The organism is Streptomyces sp. cf386 (genome assembly GCF_900103585.1).
In the GTDB taxonomy this organism is placed as follows: Bacteria; Actinomycetota; Actinomycetes; order Streptomycetales; family Streptomycetaceae; genus Streptomyces.
The window spans coordinates 654,965-670,985 of record NZ_FNHV01000002.1; the positions used below are offsets into that span (position 1 = coordinate 654,965).

The window sequence follows — 16,021 nt, forward strand, 5'->3', positions numbered from 1 at the left end:
TCCGGGTGCGCCGAATCCGCCTGGTGCTCCTCACGCGCCTGGTGTTCCGGGTGCTTCGGGCATGCCTGGGGCTCCGCAGCCTCCTGGAGTTCCCGGTGTTCCGGGTGCGCCTGGCACTCCCGGTGCTCCGCAGCCTCCCGGTGTTCCGGGTGCGCCCGGCGCCCCGCACTCCCCAGGCGCCCCGCACTCCCCAGGCGCCCCGCAGCCTCCCGGCTTCCCTGGCGGGCAGGCCTCCCAGGGCTCGGCGGGCGGCGCTCGCGGTGCCGTTCACCATGCGGAGACGGTGCTGGCCGCGCCCCCGGTGGGCGGCCCCGGTGTACCGCCGCCCCCGCAGGCACCCGGCGGTCCCGGCGGTCCCGGCGTTCCGGGCGCGCCCGGTGCTCCAGCCGGTCCCGGCGCCCTTGGTGCGCCCAACGCGCCCGGCGCTCCGCAGCCCCCAGGCGTACCCGGTGTTGCCGGTGCTCCTGGCCTGCCCCCGGCCCCTGGCGCGCCCGGGGCTCCGCTACCCCCTGGCGTGCCCGGTGCTCCGCAGTCTCCTGGCGTGCCCGGTGTTGCAGGCGCCCCCGGCGCTCCACAACCGCCTGGCGCTCCCGGCATGCCCCCAGCCCCGGGCGTCCCCGCCGCGCCCGGCGCCCCCGGCATGGCCCCGGCCACCCCGCAGCCCCCGATGCCGCCAGGTGCCGTACCGCCGCCCGGCCAGCCCGGCCCTCCGGCCCCGGCTCCGGGCCAACCCTCCACCCCAGGTCGGCCCCCGGCCTACGGCTACCCTCAGCCCCCCACCGGCCAGCCGACCGTCGGCCCCGGCTACCAGGCCGTCCTCCGCTACCGCGCGCAGGACGGGTCGGAGCAGCAGCTGATCCGGCGTTCGGCGCCGGGGACGCCGCATCCGGAGTGGCAGATCTTCCATGAGCTGCGGGGCATGAACGTGCCGCCGGACCAGGTGCTGGAGCTGCACACGGAGTTGGAGTCGTGCGAGCTGCCGGGTGCGTACTGTGCGCGGATGATCCGGGAGCAGTGGCCGCAGGCGCGGATCACGTCCATCGCGCCGTACGGTATGGATCACACGAGCCGGCAACAGGGCATGCGGCAACTGCTCGCGCATCAGGGTGAGTTGCACCAGGTGGCCGACGGGCCCGCCCGCCCGGCGCCGGTGCGTGCCCCGTTGCCGCAGGTGCAGCCGGCGCCGCCGATTCCGCCGGAGGGCGTGGCGCAGGAACTGGCGGGGACGTTCGGGCCGGGGATCTTCCGGTTCGAGCAGGCCGCCGTGTCCCGGCAGGGCGTGCCGCCGGTCGTGGCGCACAGCCTGGTCGTCGGTGGTCTGCCGATGGACCTGGGTCCGTTCTTCTGGGCGCAGGCCCACCCGGGGCGGCCCGTTCCGACGCTGGCGGAGCTCGCGCAGGAGCGCGGGGTGCAGCCGGCCTCGGACGCGGGGTCGTACCTCGTCATGGGCAGCGACTTCGGCAAGGCGCTCTGTGTCCAGTACGGGACGGCGAACATCGTCGCCGTGCCGGTGGAGGCGGGCCCGGGCGGTGCGCCCGTACCGCCGCAGTTCGTGAACACGGGCCTGCCCGAGTTCCAGCGCTGCCTGGCGCTGCTCGGCCGGATGTGGCGTCTTCGCTTCGGCCTGAACCAGGAGCAGGCGGGCCGCTGGACCGTCGACTTCCAGGCCCAGCTCGCCTCCCTCGACCCGGCGGCGCTCGGCTCGCCGGAGAGCTGGTGGTCGGTGCTGTTGGAGCAGATGTGGGACGGGTTGCTGTGACGCCGCCCGACTGTTCCATTTGACGTGGCACCTGACATGACACCTGAGGTGACGTCTGACATGGCGTTCGGCATGACGTCTGACGTGACATCACCCGGCTGCCGCTGACAGCGGCGTGCAGGAGTGAAAGGGCCGGCTCCCGGTTGTGCGACCGGGAGCCGGCCCTTTCGTATGCGCCCGTCTGCGCTTTTCCTGCGGGCTCAGTGCCTCCGCCCGTGTCCCGCACGCGGAGTGTCGCGTTATGAACGCTTCCGCCCGATACATCAAGATGTGCGCTAAATCATCATTTTCGCTTCCTCGGCGGAGAGGGGTTCAGGATGAGCGGCGCACCGGGCTCGCTCCACGACTTCGTGGTCGTACGCGGGCGTGGCTACCGTCCCGACCAGGTCGACGCCTACGTCGACGCCGTCTTCCAGAACCGTGACGCCGCCTGGGAACGGGCCGCCCGGCTCACCGTGCTCGCCAGGGAGATGGAGGAGGAGGCGGAGCGGTTGCGGGAGGCGGTGGCGCTACTGGCCCCGCAGACGTACGAGACGCTCGGGGAGGGCGCGCGCCGGCTCTTCGAGTTGGCGGAGGCGGAGGCCGCGGTCATGCGGGAGAGGGCGCGGCAGGAGGCGCGGCATGTGGTGGAGGAGGCGCAGACGTACGCGGAGGGCGTGCGGGAAGCGGCACAGGCGCACGCCGAGGTCGTGGGCGCCGAGGCCGACGAGTACGCCCGTCAGCGGTTGCTCGCGGCGCGCAATGAGGCGGGGGAGATCCGTATCGCCGCCCGGCGGGCGTTGAAGGAGGGGCGCGGGGAGGTGCTCGGGCCGTTGCGGGAGACGCGGCAGCGCACCAACGGTCTGCTCACCGACCAGGCGAAGGACCAGGCCGCGCGGATTGCCGAGGCCGAGCGGGAGGCCGAGGAACGGGTGGCCGCGCTGGGGGCGTCGGAGGTGGAGCGGCTGGCACGGGCCGAGGCCTCGGTGGCCGAGGCGGAGCTGGTGCTGGCGGACGCGGAGAACTCGGCGAAACGGTTGCAGGAGGAGGCGCGGGCGCACGCGACCGAGCTTCTCGCGGAGGCCCGGAAGCGCGCGGAGGAGATCACCCAGGAGACGGATCGGGTGCTGCACGAGCACGGGAAGACCTGGGACGAGGTGCGCACGCACATGGACCAGATGCGCAACAGCCTGATGACGCTGACCCGGCAGGCGTCCCAGGAGTGAGCGACGCCGGTTGCGGGACGCTGCGTCCGGGCAAGGTGGGAACGGGAACCGCCCTGTATCGGACGTGAGTTGAGGCACCGTGGACTGGCTGAGCGCGCAGGATGTCGTGGCTGTGGTGGCGGTCGTCGTGATGGTCGTCGCCTCGGTGGCCATGGTCTGGTACGAGCGCCGGGTGCCGCGTCGCAAGCAGATCGGTTACCGGGTGCAGATGGACAGCCCGGTCGACGACGATGCGTGGCGGCGACGAGCCGGTGTCCGCCTGGGTCTGTTCGACGAGACACCGGGCATGGACGACGCGACCCTCGTGCTGCTGCGGATCGAGAACGACGGCACGCAGAGCATCGGGAACGACGACTACACGGGCCGCGAACACCACGGCCTCACCGTGATGTTCACCGACCGCGCGGTCCGGGGCGTCTCGGTCACCCAGCCGCCCCACCTCGATCACCTGATGGACCACTTCACGCCCTCGGTGGGCTTCGGCTACCAGGGCAACCAGCTGCGCCTCCCGCGCGTGCCGCTCAACCGTGGTGACCACTTCAAGGTGCTGGTGCTGCTGTCGGGCGGCCGCGTGGGGAGCCCGGTACGACTGCTCGGCGGTATCCGGGACGGCGAGGTGCACCCCAACCGCGCCGCGACGCCGGACGACAGGCCGCCGCTGTTCAGCGCGGCCGCCCGGCTGATCACCTTCGCGCTGATGCTCTGCGTCCTGGCACTCGCCGGGCTGGTCCTCACCCGCGACACCGCGTCCGACGGCGGGGGCGTGCCCGCGGCACAGGTGGTCGTCGCCGCCGTGGCCGCCGCCGCGACGGGTGCCCTCGCGGGGGCGGTGCTGAGAGGCCGTGGACGTCACCACGTCCCCGGCGCCGCCGTACAGCCCGCGGACTCTGCCCGGCGCCTCCGCGAGATGACCCTCCTGGCCGCGGTGGCCCTGCTCGGATACGCCATCGCCTTCCTGGCCGCCCGGCCCCTGCTCGACGAGCCCCACCCACTCGGCTTCGACGCCTCCGAGACCGCGCAGGTCATCGTGGCGATCGCGGGCCTGACCTCGGGCGTCACCGCGGGCGCGGCAGCGATCATCAAGGCGGTGGCCCATCTCACCTACGCCAGGGCGGACCTGCTGCGCGCCCGTGGCAATCAACCACGGGCGGAGACCGGCGAGGACCCCGACGCCGAGATGCAGCCCGCCCCCGGCGAGTGACCCGGAGGCCACTCGGAGGCTCCCCCTCGGCTCAGTTCCCCCTTCGCACCGCCCCCGCCAGAATCCACCCCTCCACGGCCTCGTACTGCCGCCGCTGTTCCTCCGACTCGCTCCGCCCGGACGCGACCGTCCCCAGCCACCCGAGGAGGAACCCGGCCGGAATCGACACGAGCCCGGGTGTCGTGAAGGGGAACCAGTTGAAGTCGGCGTCGGGGAAGGCGGAAATCGGTGACCCGGAGACAAGATTGGTCCCCGGCATCAGGACCAGCACCACCGCCGAGCCGCCGATCAGCGTCCACAGCAGGCCGGCGCGGGTGTACCGGCGCCAGAAGAGGCTGTAGACGAGGGCCGGCGCGATGGCGGAGGCGCCGAGGGTGAAGGACAGGGTCACCAGTGGCTGCAGGCTGCGGTGCTGGACCATCGTCGCCAGCACGATCGCCGGGACGCCCACCGCCAGCGCCGACAGTCGTGCCACCGCCATCTCGCGGCGGCCGGACAGCTCCCGCAGCCGGGTGGCGAACACGTCATGGGCGAGGGAGTTCGCGCAGGCGAGGATCATGCCCGCGACCGAGGCGAGCACGGTCAGGAAGATGGCCGTGGTGACCGCCGTGAAGACGAGCGTCTCCGTGGTGGAGACATCGACGCCGAACGCGGCCCTGGTCCCCAGCAGATACGCCGTGTTGCCCTGCGGATCCGCCCCGGCGATCACCTCCCGCCCGATCAGTGCCACGGCGCCGAAGCCGATCACCGTGATCACCAGCACGAACACCGCCACGCTGGACACCGCCCAGGACATGGACCGCCGCACCTGACGCGCACCGCTCGCCGTGTACATGCGCATGGTGATGTGCGGCAGTACCGCACCGCCGAGGACGACCGCGAGCTGGGAGCTGATCATGTCGAGGCGGGGGTGCGGACCGCCCGAGAACTGCAAGCCCGACTCCAGGAACGCCGAGCCGACCCCGCTCCGCGCCGCCGCCGCGTCGAACAGCGCGCCCGGATCCCAGTCGAACCGCCGCAGCACCAGTACGGCGACCACGACGCCCGACCCGAGCAGCATCACCATCTTCAGGATCTGGATGAGGGCGGTGCCCTTCATCCCGCCGATGGCCGCGTAGCTGATCATCAGCACACCCAGCCCGACGATGCACCCCGTCTTCAGGGAGTCGCCCGAGAACCCCAGGATGAACGCCAGCAGTTGCCCGGTCCCCGCCAACTGCACCAGCATCAGCGGCACCAGCGCGGCCAGCGTCACCACGCACGCCGCGACCCGTACACCCCGCCCCGGCATCCGGCGCGCCAGCGCGTCGCCCATCGTGAACCGGCCCGCGTTGCGCAGGGGTTCGGCGAGCAGGAACATCAGCAGCATCAGCGACAGGGTCGTGCTCAGCGCCAGCACGATGCCGTCGTAGCCGCACAGCGCGATCACCCCGGTCGTGCCCAGCACGGTCGCCGCGCTGATGTAGTCGCCCGCGATCGCCAGGCCGTTGCGCATGGGGGACAGGGAGCTGTAGCCCGTGTAGAACTCGTCGAGGTCGTCCCGGTCCGGGCCCATCATCACGCACAGCAGCAGCGTGATCGTGGCCACGGTGCAGAACGCGACCAGCGACCACGCCTGCGCGTCCGAGCTGAAGTCCGTCATCGCCCGGCCTCCCTCTTGCCCGCCTCGCGCTTGGCCTCCACCGCGGCCTCCTTGCGGATGCGGTCCGCGAGCGGGTCGACGTAACGGCCGGCCGTGTGCTCATACAGCCATATCGCCAGCCAGGTGACGGGCAGTTGGAGCAGCGCGAGCAGCAGGCCGGTGGGCAGCCCGTCGGTGATGGTGCTCGTCATGAACCCGGGCGCGACGGCGGACAGGATCAGGAAGAGGGTGAAGTACCCGAGTGCGGTGAGCGTCGCCACGCGCCGCTGCCAGCGGTAGGCGGTGCGCAGGATCCGCAGGTCGCTGTGGTGCCCGAGGGGCGGGTGGTCCGGGGTTCGGTGGCGTGGGGGTGCGGTCGGCTCCGGAGGGGTGGGGGGTTGCCAGGGGTAGGTGGCGTACGACGGGGACGCGGACGGAGACGGGGGTGCCGGTGGGGCCGGGTACCGCGGGAACGGTGAGAACGGGTCGTGCGGGTCATACCGGTCGTGCGGGTCGTACGGGTGGTACGGGGAGGACATCCCGGTGCTCCTTGCGTGGCTCGGGTCCGGTGCGGCGGACCGCAGGGAGTGTGTGGGGGGCGGGCGAGCCACGCACGTTACTGCGCAGTACCGGGATGGTCGAGGGTTTCACCAAACTGAGTGGTCGGTATGCGCTTACTTACGCCGAACTGTGTCTGACCTGGGGTGTTACCCCGGTTAACTCAGACCTTTGTGTCCACTGTGGGGCTACTGGAGGCGACCGCGGCCCTACTTGAGGTGAACGAGGGCCACACTGCCGGGCACCTCGCCGCGCCCGCCGCCCGCGTTGTCGAGCCGCGCCCGGAACGCCAGCCGCCGATCCACCCGCCGCCGCACCGAACTCCCCGCCACCACCAAGAACTCCACACCGACCCGCCCCTCGGCCGGCACCCACACCCGCGTACCCGCCGCCGGCCGCACCGACCACCCCGCCCCCATCGCCTCCGCCGCGACCGTCACGTACTGCCCCGAGCCACCGAAGTTGTAGACGTCGACGGTCATGCGCGTACGGCGGCCGAGGCGGTAGCCGTACGGCGGCGGCGCGTCGCCGTTGTCCTTGCCGGGCGCGGCATTGCGGGCGGCGTAGCGCTGGCTGAGGACGATGTGCTCGGCGGGGGAGAGGGCGCCGGGGCGGTGGCGCACACCGGCACCCCGTAGGTCGGGAGACCCGGCACGCGAGACGACGTAGACCGGATCCGGCGACACGATCACGGCGGCCCCCTCCGTCAGGTCCGCCAACGGCCGCCCCATGATGTCGTACGCCACCCCGGGCACCGGCACCCGCAGCCGCACGCGCGCGGGCCGTTCGGCCCACACCACCGTGACCCGCTGCCCGCATCCGTCGTCGAAGACGAACCCCCGGACGCCGGCAGGCGGATGCCGCACCGGCCCGACGAAGTGCGCCGCGCCGAGCAGCGAGGTCAGCGCGGCGAAGGCGCTGTAGGCGGGGAGGGGCCCGAAGTCCCGGTCGAGGAGGCCGAAGTACACGCCGTCGTCGTGCAGCGGCGGTCCCGCGAACCAGAACTGCCGACCGTTCCCGGCGGCCAGCCCTTCCACCATCGACCGCACCAGGAACCGTGCCTGGACGCGCTCCTGCGCCGGGTTGAGGTCGCCGGACGTCTCCAGGAACGCCCCGCACTCCGTCATCCACAGCGGTACTTCATCGGCCCCGTGCCGCCGGGCGAGCGCGTGCTGCTCGTCCGCCGCGCCGGGGAACGCGGGATCGTCCTGCTCGGCGGGATCGGGATAGCCGTGGAAGGCCCACACATCGGCGTACCGGACGACGTCGTTCGCGAGCATCAGGTCCTGGAAGGGGCCGGCCTGGGCGAGGCCGGGCAGGACGACGAGCGGCGGTTCGTCACAGGCGTCCTTGGTGCCGAGCGCCGCCGCCTTCACAAACGCGGCGTGGGCGTCGCCGGTGCTGCGGGTGGTGTCGACGTCGGGCTCGTTGGAGAGCTGGAGCGCCTCCGGGGCGGCCAGGGCGAGGCGGCGGGCGTAGCGGTAGGCGTGGCGCAGGTCCGCGGGCAGGGGCAGCGAGGCGTCGGTCATCGCCCACTCGGGGGCAGGGGAGAGGACGTCCAGGACGGCGAGACCGTGGGCACGCAGCGTGCGGGTGACGCGGTCGTGGTGCGCGGTGTCGTACGCACCGGGTGTGGGCTCGGCGACCGGCCAGGACTGTCCGTCGCGGATCCAGGCGGCTCCCATGTCCCTTACGGCGGCGGCGAATTCGTCCAGCCGGGAGGGCGGTACGAGGGAGGACGCCCAGACGTTGACGCCGAAGCGGTTGGCGGTCGCGTCGGTGACCGCGGGGCGGGCCGGGAGACGGGCGAAGGTGCTTGACGTGCCGTCGTCGGTGCGGATGCGGTAGTGGCCGGGCGGGAGGTCGGCGGGGAGGGGGACCGTCGTGGTGGTGTGGCCTGCGCGGATGGTCGTACCGCCGTCGGTGACCTGGTGGCCGAAGTAGTCGGTGACGGTGTAGCGGACTGGGTGCGGGCGGGTGGCGTGTCCGTCGAGGGTCAGGCGGAGGTGGGCTGGGGTGCCGACGCGGTGGCGGCGGACATGGGCCTCGCGGAGAGCCGGGCCGGGCAGAGGGCGCAGGGTGAAGTGGTCCAGAGAAAAGGCGTAAGCAGTGGTGTTGTCAAGGATCGTGGGCTCGATGACCCGCAAGGTGAACGTGTTGTCCCCACCGCGGAGTTCCCGGGTGCCGAGATCCAGGACGGACAGATCGCCCCAGGCGGGCGGCGAGCCGTACCAGTGCGGTTGGGAGCGGGCGAGGTCGGTGAAGGGGCCGTCGTTGACCGACAGTTGGAGGTAGGAGGCGACGGCCTCCGTGTGCGGTGTCTCCACGGGCGCGGTCGCGACGGCGGTGAGCGCGTACACCTGCTGGTGCGGGACGCGGACGCGGTATGTGGCGTACCAGCCGGTGTCCGGCGGGGGGTGTTCGCTCGTGAGCAGGGCGAGGTAGCGGCCACCGGAGGCGCGGCGGTCGCGGGCGACCGGGATGTTCGTGCGGGTCGGGGACTCGCCGGGGACGGTGATCCCTCCAGGGCCGGCTGCGCGGGCGGTGCGCGTGCCGATGCCCGTCGCCGCCACCACCGTCGCGCCCAAGCCCGCCGCCATCGCCGTACGCCTGTTGAAATCCATGACTTCAGCAGACGTGGCCGACAGGCGACGGGGCGTCCTCCGGGAGGGTGGTCCGTCCCCGGAACGGGGATAGGGGGCGTGCCCTAGGGCCTGTCCTGCTGGTGGTCGCCGTGGCGGCTCACGGGACCCACAGATGCGAGCGGCGGTAGCGGATACCGGGCTTGCCAGCCACAACGGTGTCCTCCACGAGGGCGAAGGAGTTCCGCTCCAGGACGGTCCGGGACCCGAGGTTGTCCAGGGTGGTGACCGCGACCAGGGAGGTCAGCCCGTACGCCGAACCCGCGACCCGGCACACCTCCGCCACCGCCGCTGTGGCGACGCCTTTGCCCGCCGCGTGCTCGCCGACGCGGTACCCGAGTTCGGCGGAACCGTCCTCGACATCGACCAGGTTCACGCGGCCCGCGATCCCGCCTCGCTCGTCCACGACCACATGGAAGTGGCAGATCCCGGCGTCCTGTTCGGCCAGCCGAGCCGCGTGCCGGGAGGCGAAGTCGGCGAAGTAGGCGTCGCCGCGATCCGGCACCGTACGCGCGAAGTACTCCCGGTTCTCCCGCTCGAAGGCCAACAGTGCATCCGCGTGATCGCCCCGCAGCCGCTCCAGCTTCACCATGGGCCGCAGGATCGCAGAAACTGATCCACTCCGCGGCTCGTCTTGGAAAGGGAGATCAAGCGGACGGGAAGCCATGGTGGAGCGGGCGGGCGATCGAGCGGACAGTGACATGACGTCGACGGTGAAGGCGGTGGCGGCGGACCCGTGGGCCCGGGGGCGGGTGCTCGCGGCACTCGCCGTACTGACCGCCGGGCTGCTGGTGTTCCACCGGGCGGTGCCCAACTCCGTGGGGCGGCTGGGCAGTCTGCTGGAAGCCTTCCTGCCGTGGCTGGGCCTGGTGGTCGTGGTGCTGTTCGGCGCGGCCCTGCTGCGCCGGTCGGCCGTCGCACTGGTGGCCCTCCTGCTGCCGGTCGCGGCCTGGACGTACCTCTTCGGCGGGCTGCTCCCGCCCGCGGCGAAGCCCGGCGCGCGCGAGTTGGTCGTGGTGCAGCACAACGTCAGCGACGAGAACGACGACCCGGAGGGCACCGCCCGCGCCCTCGCCGACGCCGAGCCCGATCTCATCGCGCTGGAGGAACTGGTGCCGCGGGCGCTGCCGGTCTACGAGAAGGCGCTCGCCCCGGACTTCCCGTACCACGTGGTCCGGGGCACCGTCGGGCTCTGGTCGAAGCATCCGCTTTCCGGTGCCCGGCTGGTGGACATCAAACCCCAGGGGATCGCGGAGGCCTGGAGTCGCGGGCTGCGGACCGTGGTTCACACGCCGTACGGCGCCGTCGCGGCGTATGTCGCGCACCTGCCCTCGGTCCGCGTCCGGGCGAGCGGCCTCGCGTCCTCCTGGCGCGATGAGAGCGCCGAACTGCTGGGCCGGGCCGTCGCCGCCGAGAAGCTGGGAACGGTGCTTCTGCTGGGCGACCTCAACGGCACCGTCGACGACCGTGGGCTGGCCCCCCTGACCTCACGGATGAACGTGGCGGAGCGGGGCTTCGCCTTCAGTTTCCCCGCCGCCCTGCCGCTGGCCCGGATCGACCAGGTGATGGCCCGCTCCGCGACCGTCGGTCACATCCGCACCCTGCCCGCCACCGGTAGCGACCATCTGCCGGTCGCCGCCCGCGTCACCCTGGGCTGACGCATGAGCATGCGTCGCGGCCCCCGCGCGCGGGAACCCGAGTCAGCCGGGTTCACTGTCCGTCTTCCTTGAGCACCGGGAACCGCCTCGGCGCCAGCAGCAACAGCACCAGGAAGGCCAGCGCCGCCGCGCAGGACGCCCCCAGATACACGGCGTGCACCGCGTCGGCGATGGCCCGCCTGGTGGCCTCCGGGGCCGTGCCGCCGGAATCCAGTGCCCGGGTCACCGAGTCCAGGTCGCTCGCCCCGCCGAGCCGCGACGCCAGCACGCCGTTCGCCACCGCGCCGAAGAGCGCCGCGCCCACCGTCTGGCCGGTCTGCCGGCAGAAGAGGATGGACGCTGTCGCCGTACCCCGCTCCGACCAGCCGACCGTCGACTGCACGCCGATGATCAGCGGCAGTTGGAACAGGCCCAGGGCCGCGCCCAGCAACAGCATCAGCAGCGTCGGCTGCCAGGCCTGCCCGGGATACGGCAGGAACAGGAACGCCAGCAGGATCAAGGAGGCCGCTGCGATGCCCAGCATCGCCGTGTTGCGGAAGCCGATCCTTCGGTACACGTGCTGGCTGAGCGCGGCCGACACCGGCCAGCTCAACGTCCAGACGGACAGCACGAATCCGGCCGCCACCGGGGCGAGGCCCAGGACCGCCTGGGCGTACGTGGGCAGAAAGACCGCCGGGGCCACCATCAGCAGTCCCAGCGCGCCCAGCGCCAGGTTCACCGCCGCGATCGTCCGGCGCCGCCACACCCACCCGGGGATGATCGGCTCGGCCGCCCTGCGCTCCACCAGCACGACGACCGCCGCGAGGGCAAGTCCCGTACCGAAGAGGGCGAAGGACGGCCCCGAGAGCCACGGCCACGCCACCCCGCCCTGCACCAGTGCCGTCAGCAGCACACCCCCGCACGCGAACACCGCCAGCGCGCCCGCCCAGTCGATACGCGCGCGCGTGCCCGTCGTTTCGCGCTCGGGCTCGTGCAGATGGCGCACGATCAGCCACAACGCCACCGCCCCTATGGGCAGGTTGATGAGAAAGATCCAGCGCCAGTCCGCGTACGCCGCCAGGACCCCGCCCAACCCCGGTCCGGCCACCGCCGAAAGCGCCCACACCGTGGACAACTTGGACTGGATCTTCGGGCGCTCCTTGAGCGGATACAGGTCGGCGGCCAGCGTCTGGACCGTCCCCTGAAGGGCCCCGCCGCCCAGCCCCTGCACGATCCGGAACGCGATCAGCGCCGCCATGTTCCACGCCACCGCGCACAGCAGCGACCCCAGCAGGAACACCACCGCGCCCGCGATCAGCACCGGCTTGCGGCCGAAGGTGTCGGAGAGCTTGCCGTAGACCGGGAGGGTCACGGTCACGGCCAGCAGATATCCGGAGAAGAGCCAGGAGAACACCGAGAAGCCGCCCAGGTCACCGACGATCTGGGGCACGGCCGTGGAGACGATGGTGGAGTCGAGTGCCGCCAGCGCCATCGCGAGCATCAGAGCCGCGACCACGGCTGAGCGCTTGTCCGTTCCGGTGTGCTGTGCGGTGTCGCGTATCGCGGGTGTCGTACGGCCCACCGGGGTCCTTCCCTGTTGCTTTCCCCTTGCACCTATCTGCCGCCGAACAGCTTCCCACTTGACCCTGACACCGCGGGAGGGTGGAGCCTGGATGCGTCCGAGGGGGGAGACGCCCCTGAGAAGGGCTCCACCGGTGGGAGGACTGCCCCTAGGGGGACCTCCGTACTAGGTCTCGGGGAGGGTTCGTACCCCCGGAGGACGAGACGGGGCACACCTCGTCCTTAACCTGGCTTTACGCCGCTGGGGGGCGGCTGACCGAACCAACGGGGGTGGGGTTTTCCCCCGCACAAGACGGGGCCGCGCACCAGCGCGCCGGACCCTCTCCCGCCACGAGACTGACTGCCGTAGCAAGTTCTCGTGATTCACCTGTTGATCGACTTAGGAGACATACCGTGACATCGGCTGTGACCATTCCCAGGCACGGGGGCACTGGAGGGCGTACGGCCGTTGCCGCGCGGGCGCGGCAGGTCGTCAAGGCGTACGGGTCGGGGGAGACCCGGGTCGTCGCCCTCGACCATGTCGACGTGGACATCGCGCGTGGCCAGTTCACCGCGATCATGGGCCCCTCGGGATCCGGCAAGTCCACGCTCATGCACTGTCTCGCCGGTCTCGACACCGTGACCGGCGGCCAGATCTACCTTGACGAGACCGAGATCACCGGGCTGAAGGACAAGAAGCTCACGCAGCTGCGCCGGGACCGGATCGGCTTCATCTTCCAGGCGTTCAACCTGCTGCCGACGCTCAACGCTCTGGAGAACATCACGCTGCCCATGGACATAGCGGGCCGCAAGCCGGACAGGGAGTGGCTCGGTCGTGTGGTCGACACCGTCGGCCTTTCCGACCGGCTCAAGCACCGGCCCACCCAACTCTCCGGCGGCCAGCAGCAGCGCGTCGCCGTGGCCCGTGCCCTGGCCGCGCGCCCGGAGATCATCTTCGGCGACGAGCCGACCGGAAACCTCGACTCGCGCGCGGGCGCCGAGGTCCTCGGCTTCCTGCGGCGGTCCGTCGACGAGCTCGGGCAGACCATCGTGATGGTCACCCACGACCCCGTCGCCGCCTCGTACGCGGACCGCGTGCTGTACCTCGCCGACGGGCGCATCGTCGACGAGATGTACAAGCCGACCGCCGACGCCGTCCTGGACCGCATGAAGGACTTCGACGCCCGGGGACGTACGTCATGACCGTCCTGAAGACCTCCATGCGCAACTTCTTCGCGCACAAGGGCCGGATGGCGCTGTCGGCCGTGGCGGTGCTGCTGTCGGTCGCCTTCGTGTGCGGGACGCTCGTGTTCACCGACACGATGAACACGACCTTCGACAAGCTCTTCGCCGTCACCTCGTCCGACGTCACCGTCAGCCCCAAGGACGCCAAGGACGAGGACACCGGCGCCGGCACCGGAAAGCCCGTCTCGCTGCCCGCCTCGACCGTCGAGCAGGTCGCGGCCGTCGACGGCGTCAAGAAGGCGGAGGGCGCGGTCGCCTCGACGAGCGTGACCGTCGTCAACTCCGAGAACAAGAACATGGGTTCCACCACCGGCGCGCCCACCTTCGCCGGCAACTGGACCCAGAACGACCTGAAGTCCATGGAGATCACCTCCGGGCACGCCCCGCGCGGGCCCACCGAGGTCATGGTCGACGCGGACACCGCCGACAAGCACGACCTGAAGCTGGGCGACGAGTTGCGCACCATCGCCGCCACCGGCGACCTCCGCGCGCGGATCGTCGGCATCGCCTCCTGGAAGGTGACCAACCCGGGCGCGGCCGTCGTCTACTTCGACACCGAGACCGCCCAGCGCACGCTGCTCGGCGCGACCGGCCGCTTCACGCAGGTCTCCGTCACGGCGGCGGCCGGCGTGAGCGACGCGCAGCTCAAGAGCAACGTCGCCGCGGCCCTGGACGGGACGTCCGGCGCGTACAAGATCCAGACGGCCAAGGAGAACGCCGACGAGAACCGCAAGGACGTCGGCGCCTTCATGGACGTCATCAAGTACGCCATGCTCGGCTTCGCCGGAATCGCCTTTCTGGTCGGCATCTTCCTGATCATCAACACCTTCTCGATGCTGGTCGCCCAGCGCACCCGCGAGATCGGCCTCATGCGGGCGATCGGATCCTCGCGCCGACAGGTCAACCGGTCCGTGCTGGTGGAGGCGCTGCTGCTGGGCTTCGTCGGATCGATACTCGGCGTCGGTGCCGGTGTCGGCATCGCGGTCGGCCTGATGAAGCTCATGTCGATGGCCGGCATGAACCTCTCCACCGACGACCTGACGGTGAAGGTGACGACCCCTGTCGTCGGCTTGATCCTGGGCGTCGTGGTGACGGTGCTGGCGGCCTACCTCCCCGCCCGCCGGGCCGGAAAGGTCTCCCCGATGGCCGCCCTGCGCGACGCCGGTACGCCGGCCGACGGCAAGGCGGGCTGGATACGCGGCCTGATCGGACTGGTCCTGACCGGCGCGGGCGCCTTCGCCCTCTACGCGGCGGCCACGGCCGACAAGGCGAGCGACGGCGCGCTGATGCTGGGCGGCGGCGTGGTGCTGTCCCTGATCGGCTTCGTGGTCATCGGCCCGCTGCTGGCGGGCGGCGTGGTCCGGGTGATCAGCGCGGTCCTGCTGCGGGCCTTCGGCCCGGTCGGCCGCATGGCCGAGCGCAACGCCCTGCGCAACCCGCGCCGTACCGGCGCCACGGGCGCCGCCCTGATGATCGGCCTCGCGCTGGTGGCGTGCCTGTCGGTGGTCGGCTCCTCGATGGTCGCCTCGGCGACGAGCGAGCTCGACAAATCCGTCGGCGCGGACTACATCGTCATGACCCAGCAGCAGCGGATCGTGCCGCTGGCCGAGAAGGCGATGCAGCAGACACCGGGCCTCGCCCACGTCACCCGCTACAAGGACATCGACGCCACCCTGACCTCGCCGGACGGCAAGACCGACGACACCGGTCTCACGGCCGCGGACCCGACCTACGCCGAGGACGTGCGCCGTACGGCCACGGAGGGCACCCTCTCCGCCGCCTACGGCAAGGACGCCATGTCGGTCGGCTCCGACTACGCCAAGAAGCACGGCGTGCACGTCGGTGACACCATCACGGTCGCCTTCAAGGGCGGCGAGACGGCCGAGCTGAAGGTCGCGGCCATCACGGACGACGACACCTCCATCGACCAGGGCGCCCGCTACACGAGCATCGAGACCCTGTCGAAGTACCTCCCCGCCGACCGGATCCCGCAGAGCGTGATCATGTTCGCCAAGGCGAAGAAGGGCCAGGAGGAGACGGCGTACGCGGCCCTGAAGAAGTCCCTGCACGAATACCCGCAGTACCAGGTCCGCGACCAGACCGACTACAAGCAGGAGCTCAAGGACCAGGTCGGCCAGCTCCTGAACATGGTCTACGGCCTGCTGGCCCTGGCGATCATCGTCGCTGTCCTGGGCGTGGTGAACACCCTGGCGCTGTCGGTGGTCGAGCGGACGAGGGAGATCGGTCTGCTCCGCGCGATCGGCCTCTCCCGCCGCCAGCTGCGCCGCATGATCCGCATGGAGTCGGTGGTGATCGCCCTGTTCGGCGCTCTGCTCGGCCTGGGGCTCGGCATGGGCTGGGGCGCTACCGCCCAGCAGCTGCTGGCTCTGGAGGGCCTGAACGTCCTCGACATCCCCTGGCCGACAATCATCGGGGTCTTCATCGGCTCGGCGTTCGTGGGGCTGTTCGCGGCACTGATCCCGGCGTTCCGGGCGGGCCGGATGAACGTACTGAACGCGATAGCGACCGAATAACCAACCGACCGGCCGACCGAGTAGCCACCGCACACGGGGGTTGCGGGGGACGGGCCCGG

General features: G+C 71.6%; 11 protein-coding genes. 6 read left to right on the forward strand and 5 right to left on the reverse strand.

What is annotated here, in order from left to right; all coding sequences use genetic code 11:
- The 3 genes from BLU79_RS07280 to BLU79_RS49890 form a co-directional block, all read left to right on the forward strand.
- On the forward strand, positions 1-1,759 hold a 1,759-nt coding region (locus tag BLU79_RS07280), incomplete at its 5' end, for an SUKH-4 family immunity protein (protein ID WP_177000927.1).
- A gap of 317 nt (positions 1,760-2,076) precedes the next feature.
- Positions 2,077-2,964, forward strand: coding sequence for a cellulose-binding protein (locus tag BLU79_RS07285; protein ID WP_093904761.1), 888 nt, complete (start codon positions 2,077-2,079; stop codon positions 2,962-2,964).
- 79 nt (positions 2,965-3,043) lie between these two features.
- Entirely contained in the window at positions 3,044-4,165 is a 1,122-nt protein-coding gene (locus BLU79_RS49890; RefSeq protein ID WP_177000903.1) for a hypothetical protein, read from the forward strand.
- Between the two features lie 31 nt (positions 4,166-4,196).
- Here BLU79_RS49890 and BLU79_RS07295 read toward each other — a convergent pair whose 3' ends face one another.
- The 4 genes from BLU79_RS07295 to BLU79_RS07310 form a co-directional block, all read right to left on the reverse strand.
- A complete protein-coding gene (locus BLU79_RS07295; RefSeq protein ID WP_093904762.1) occupies positions 4,197-5,807 on the reverse strand; it encodes a sodium/solute symporter in 1,611 nt (536 codons plus the stop codon).
- Positions 5,804-6,325, reverse strand: a complete 522-nt coding sequence (locus BLU79_RS07300) for a DUF485 domain-containing protein (protein ID WP_093904763.1) — start codon at positions 6,323-6,325, stop codon at positions 5,804-5,806. The genes BLU79_RS07295 and BLU79_RS07300 overlap by 4 nt, the downstream gene beginning before the upstream one ends.
- 228 nt (positions 6,326-6,553) lie before the next feature.
- On the reverse strand, positions 6,554-8,968 hold the full coding sequence (locus BLU79_RS49765; RefSeq protein ID WP_143052467.1) for a hypothetical protein: 2,415 nt from the start codon (positions 8,966-8,968) through the stop codon (positions 6,554-6,556).
- A 118-nt stretch (positions 8,969-9,086) separates the two neighbouring features.
- Positions 9,087-9,578 (reverse strand): GNAT family N-acetyltransferase, encoded by a 492-nt coding sequence (locus BLU79_RS07310; RefSeq protein ID WP_093904765.1) that lies wholly within the window; start codon positions 9,576-9,578, stop codon positions 9,087-9,089.
- Between the two features lie 109 nt (positions 9,579-9,687).
- Here BLU79_RS07310 and BLU79_RS07315 point away from each other — a divergent pair, with 109 nt between their 5' ends.
- A complete protein-coding gene (locus BLU79_RS07315) occupies positions 9,688-10,644 on the forward strand; it encodes an endonuclease/exonuclease/phosphatase family protein (RefSeq protein WP_256333179.1) in 957 nt (318 codons plus the stop codon).
- A gap of 52 nt (positions 10,645-10,696) precedes the next feature.
- Here the strand turns inward: BLU79_RS07315 and BLU79_RS07320 are convergent, their stop codons facing one another.
- Positions 10,697-12,205, reverse strand: coding sequence for an MFS transporter (locus BLU79_RS07320; protein ID WP_093904766.1), 1,509 nt, complete (start codon positions 12,203-12,205; stop codon positions 10,697-10,699).
- A gap of 392 nt (positions 12,206-12,597) precedes the next feature.
- On the opposite strand from BLU79_RS07320, the gene BLU79_RS07325 reads away from it, so the two are divergent.
- Together BLU79_RS07325 and BLU79_RS07330 are read left to right on the forward strand one after the other, a co-directional pair.
- Positions 12,598-13,386 (forward strand): ABC transporter ATP-binding protein, encoded by a 789-nt coding sequence (locus BLU79_RS07325; RefSeq protein ID WP_093904767.1) that lies wholly within the window; start codon positions 12,598-12,600, stop codon positions 13,384-13,386.
- The gene (locus BLU79_RS07330) at positions 13,383-15,962 is read left to right on the forward strand and encodes an ABC transporter permease (protein WP_093904768.1); all 2,580 of its coding nucleotides are present in this window, start codon (positions 13,383-13,385) and stop codon (positions 15,960-15,962) included. Before BLU79_RS07325 ends, BLU79_RS07330 begins: the two co-directional genes overlap by 4 nt.
- Positions 15,963-16,021 lie beyond the last annotated feature (59 nt).

Bases quoted from the DNA above. Each gene is read 5' to 3' on its own strand.
- BLU79_RS07300 (WP_093904763.1), bottom strand. From the start codon at position 6,325: ATGTCCTCCCCGTACCACCCGTACGACCCGCACGACCGGTATGACCCG.
- BLU79_RS07295 (WP_093904762.1), bottom strand. From the start codon at position 5,807: ATGACGGACTTCAGCTCGGACGCGCAGGCGTGGTCGCTGGTCGCGTTC.
- BLU79_RS07310 (WP_093904765.1), bottom strand. From the start codon at position 9,578: ATGGTGAAGCTGGAGCGGCTGCGGGGCGATCACGCGGATGCACTGTTG.
- BLU79_RS07315 (WP_256333179.1), top strand. From the start codon at position 9,688: ATGACGTCGACGGTGAAGGCGGTGGCGGCGGACCCGTGGGCCCGGGGG.
- BLU79_RS49765 (WP_143052467.1), bottom strand. From the start codon at position 8,968: ATGGATTTCAACAGGCGTACGGCGATGGCGGCGGGCTTGGGCGCGACG.
- BLU79_RS07330 (WP_093904768.1), top strand. From the start codon at position 13,383: ATGACCGTCCTGAAGACCTCCATGCGCAACTTCTTCGCGCACAAGGGC.
- BLU79_RS07285 (WP_093904761.1), top strand. From the start codon at position 2,077: ATGAGCGGCGCACCGGGCTCGCTCCACGACTTCGTGGTCGTACGCGGG.